We start from the raw sequence: 4962 nt of genomic DNA on the forward strand, positions 1-4962 counted from the left end.
GCGCAGTCCCCTCAACAACCCCCTCCGCAATACCCTCCGCAACCCCCTCAACAATCACATGCGCATTCGTCCCACTGATCCCGAACGACGACACACCCGCCCGCCGCGGATGCCCACCCTCCTCCCACACCCGCGCCTCGGTAAGCAATCCGAGAGCTCCGGCCGACCAGTCGATGTGCGGCGAGGGAGTGTCCACGTGCAGCGTCTGCGGCAGCACCCCGTGCCGCATCGCCATCACCATCTTGATCACACCCGCAACACCCGCCGCCGCCTGCGTGTGCCCGAGATTCGACTTCACCGAGCCGAGCCACAACGGACGGTCCGCGTCACGTCCCTTGCCATAGGTCGCGATCAGCGCCTGCGCCTCGATCGGGTCACCCAGCGACGTACCCGTACCATGCGCCTCGACCGCATCCACCTCGCCCACCGACAGCGCGGCATTGGCCAGCGCCTGCCGGATCACCCGCTGCTGCGCCTGCCCGTTCGGCGCCGTCAGACCATTACTCGCACCATCCTGATTAATCGCGGAACCCCGCACCACCGCCAGCACCCGATGCCCGTTCCGCCGCGCATCCGACAACCGCTCCACCAACAGCACACCCACACCCTCGCCGGGGCCGAAGCCGTCGGCCGACTCGCCGAACGCCTTGCACCGCCCATCCGAAGCCAACCCACCCTGCCGACTGAACTCGACGAACAAGCTGGGCTCGGACATCACCGTGACGCCCCCGGCCAAGGCCAGGTCGCACTCGCCCTGCCGCAGCGCCTGCACGGCCATGTGCAGCGCCACGAGAGACGAGGAGCACGCCGTGTCCACCGTCACCGCCGGCCCCTCGAGCCCGAAGGTGTACGCCACACGCCCGGAGCCGACACTCGCCGTGTTGCCCGTGCCGAGGTAGCCGTGCAGTTCCGTGGGGATCTGGCGGACACGGGAGATGTAGCCCTGGGCAACCAGCCCGGTGAACACACCGGTCTGGGTGCCCCGCAGCGAGTCGGGGTTCATGCCGGCCCGCTCGATCGCTTCCCAGGACGTTTCGAGCAGCAGCCGCTGCTGCGGGTCCATCGCCAGCGCCTCACGCGGCGAGATCCCGAACAGCGCCGCATCGAACTCATCGGCGTCATGCAGGAAACCACCCCGCCGTGTATAGCTCGTGTCCGGGTGTTCCGGGTCCGGGTGGTAGAAGCCCTCGGCGTCCCAGCCTCGCCGCTCCGGGATTTCCGTGATCGCGTCCCCGCCCTCGGACACGAGCCGCCAAAGGTCCTCAGGAGAACGCACCTCACCCGGGAAACGGCAGGCCATCCCGACAATCGCGATCGGTTCCCGGGCCGAGACCGCGGTGTCGGCCGACAGCGGGGGCCGGTCCGTCTCGGCACCGTCCGTACCCGACTCCAGCAGTTCCGCGCGCAGGTGCCGGGCCAGCACAGCCGGGGTCGGGTAGTCGAAGACGAGTGTCGCGGACAGCCGCAGGCCGGTGGCGACGTTCAAGCGGTTGCGCAATTCCACCGCCATCAGTGAGTCGATGCCGAGGGCCTTGAACCCCTTCTCCGTCTCGATGTCATCCGCACTACCGTGCCCCAGCACGGCCGACACGTGGCTCCGCACCAGATCGGTCAGTGCCTGTTCCCGCCGCTCCTCAGGCAGGCCCGCCAGGTGCTGGCGAAGCGAGTGCTCGCCCGTCTCCGCTCCCGCCGCCACCGCCCGTCGGACCGGAGCGCGGACCAGCCCGCGTGTGATCGCAGGGAGTGCGCCGTCGCGCGCGAGGACACGGAGTGCCGTCAGGTCGAGACGGGTCGGCAGCAGGAGCGCTTCGTCCGAGGCCAGTGCGGCGTCGAACATCCTGAGCCCCTGTTCGTTGGAAAAGGGAACTACGCCGTTGCGGGCCATGCGGGCCCTGTCCTCACGGCTCAGGTGACCGGTCATGCCGCTGGCCTCGGCCCACAGCCCCCACGCCAGGGAGGCGGCCGGCAGGCCGAGCGCGCGCCGGCGCGCAGCGAGCGCATCGAGGAAGGCATTGGCGGCCGCGTAGTTGCCCTGGCCGGGGCCACCCAACACGCTGGCGGCGGAAGAGAAGAGGACGAACGTGCTCAGGTCGGCATCACGCGTCAGCTCGTGAAGGTTCCAGGCTGCGTCGGCCTTCGGCCGCAGCACGCGCTCCAGCTGCTCGTCAGTGAGCGCGTCGATCAGTCCGTCGTCGAGCACGCCCGCCGTGTGCACGACGGCGGTCAGCGGACGGGTGCCGGGGATTCCGGCGAGCAGCGCCTCCAGAGCATCGCGGTCCGCGACGTCGCAGGCGGTGATGACGACCTCGGCGCCCAGCCCGGTGAGTTCGTCCCGCAGCTCGGCGGCTCCGGGCGCGTCGGTACCACGACGGCTGGTCAGCAGCAGGTGACGCATGCCATATTCCGCCACCAGATGCCGGGCCACGAGCGCGCCGAGTGTGCCCGTGCCGCCGGTGATCAGCACGGTGCCGGCCGGGTCCGGGGTCCGCGGCGTGGTCAGCACGATCTTCCCGACGTGCCGGGCCTGGCTCATGAACCGGAACGCGTCGGCGGCACGCCGGATGTCCCAGGTCACCGTGGGCAGCGGCGTCAGCCTTTCCTCTCGGTAGAGTGCGACGCCGCGGTCGAGAAGCTGCCTGACGCGGTCCGGCCCGGCCTCCAACAGGTCGAACGCCTGGTAGACCACACCCGCGTGGTCGGTCGCGACGCCTTCCGGATCGCGGATGTCCGTCTTGCCCATCTCGACAAACCGCCCGCCGCGCGGCAGCAGGCGCAGCGACGCGTCCACGAACTCCCTGGCGAGCGAGTTCAGCACCACGTCCATGCCGCGCCCTCCGGTCGCGGCGAGGAACTTCTCCTCGAACTCCAGTGTCCGCGAGGAGGCGATGTGGTCATCGTCCAGGCCGAGGGACCGCAGGGTCGCCCACTTGCCCTCGCTCGCTGTCGCGAACACCTCGGCGCCGAGGTGTTGCGCCAGCTGCACCGCGGCCATGCCGACACCGCCGGCCGCGGCGTGCACCAGTACCCGTTCTCCAGCCTGCAGATCCGCCAGGTCCGCGAGCCCGTAACAGGCTGTCAGGAAGGCCACGGGGACAGAGGCCGCCTGTTCGAAGGTCCACGTCTCGGGAACGTGTGCCAGCAGCCGCTGGTCGGCCACGGCGTGCGAGCCCAGACCGGCGGGCAGCAGTCCCATCACGCGGTCGCCGGGAGCCAGGCTGGTGACGCCCGGGCCGGTCTCGACGACGATCCCGGCACCCTCGGTGCCCATCCGCACGTCATCGGGGTACATCCCCAGCGCGATCATCACATCGCGGAAGTTCAGGCCGGCGGACCGCACCTCGACCCGGACTTCGCCCTCGTCAAGTGCTTCGGCCGCCTCCGGATGCGGCATCAGGACCAGGCTCTCCAGCGTTCCGGGCGCCGAGGTGTCCAGCCGCCAGGGCATTCCGCCCTGAGGAACGGACAATGTGCCGTCGGCGTCCGCGCGTGCCAGACGCGGGACCAGCAGCCGCTCTCCCCGGACGGCGATCTGCGGCTCCTCGCCCGACAAGCCCAGGGCTATCGCGGACGGCAGGGCCCGGAGGGAGGGCTCGTCGGCGGCCAGGTCGACGAGGACGAGCCGGTCGGGGTGCTCGCTCTGGGCCGAGCGCAGCAGACCCCACACCGAGCCGCCCGCCAGATGCTCCCCGGCGACGGCTCCCCGCGTCACCACGACGAGGCGGGCTCCGGCGAAGCGCTCCTCCGCCAGCCACTGGCGTATGTCCTCAAGCACTCGGCGCAGCGATCCACGGACCTCGCCATCGGCACCGCCGACGGCGAGCAGTGCCACGGCCGGAACGAAGTCTTCCTCCCCCAGTCGGGCACGCAGTTCCGCGACGTCGGCGTGGGAGGCGCCGAACCCGGCTTCTCCCAGCAGTCCGTCCGCGTCGCCGATGACGGGCCACTCCGCCGTCGCGGGCTCGGGCGGCGCGGGCACGGCCGTCCACTCCAGCCGGAACAGCGCATCGTCCACCCCGTCACGCGCTCGCTCCAACTGCCGTGCGGAGACGGGACGGCTGACCAGCGAGCCCACCGAGACGACGGGGTTGCCCGCGCCGTCGACGGCCGTCAGGGTCACCGAGTCGGGCCCGTTCACCGACACCCGCACCCGCAGTTCGGTGGCCCCCGTAGCGTGCAGCGCCACGCCGCTCCAGGAGAACGGCAGCCGGGGCCGACCGGATTCCGCGTTGAGGGCGCTGAAGCCGATGGCTTGCAGGGCCGCGTCCAGAAGGGCGGGGTGCAGACCGAATCGGGTGGCCTCCTGCCGCTGCGCGTCCGGCAAAGCCACCTCGGCGTACACATCGTCGCCGAGGCGCCAGACGGCGCGCAGCCCTTGGAAGGCGGGGCCGTAGCCGTAGCCGGCGGCGGCGGCGCGATCGTAGTGGTCATCCACCTCAAGGGCGGTGGCACCCGCGGGCGGCCAGGTGGCCTGCGTCGCGGGAACGGGGGAGCCGTCGGCGGGCCGGGCGCCGAGCAGGCCACTGGCGTTGCGGACCCAGCTCTCGCCGCCGTCCAGGATTTCGTCCGCCGAGGTCTCGCGTCGGGAGTGGACACTGACCGTGCGCCGACCGTCAGGGGCGGCCGTTCCGATGGCCACCTGGAGCCGCACGGCGCCCTCCGTCGGCAGCACCAGCGGGGCTTCCAGGGTCAGTTCCTCGACGCGGTCGCAGCCCACCTGGTCCCCGGCGCGCACGGCCAGTTCGACGAAGGCCGTGCCCGGCAGCAGCACGGTCCCCGACACGGCGTGATCGGCCAGCCAGGGGTGCGTGCTCAGCGAGAGCCGACCCGTCAGGACGACCGCGTCCCCGCCGGGCTGTCCGTCCGCGTTGGCCAACCCCACGGCGGCGCCGAGCAGCGGGTGGTCGGCCCCGGTCAGACCGAGGCCGGTCGCGTCGACGAGGGCCGTGCCGGCCTGGTCAGGAA

The 4962-nt window shown here is 71.5% G+C and carries 1 protein-coding gene; it reads right to left on the reverse strand.

From position 1 onward, the window contains the following. The coding region (locus STBA_RS04005) for an SDR family NAD(P)-dependent oxidoreductase (protein WP_143659620.1) at window positions 1-4962 on the reverse strand (4962 nt) is incomplete at both ends.

Origin of the sequence: Streptomyces sp. MP131-18 (assembly GCF_001984575.1) — a bacterium.
GTDB classification, from domain to species: domain Bacteria; phylum Actinomycetota; class Actinomycetes; order Streptomycetales; family Streptomycetaceae; genus Streptomyces; species Streptomyces johnsoniae.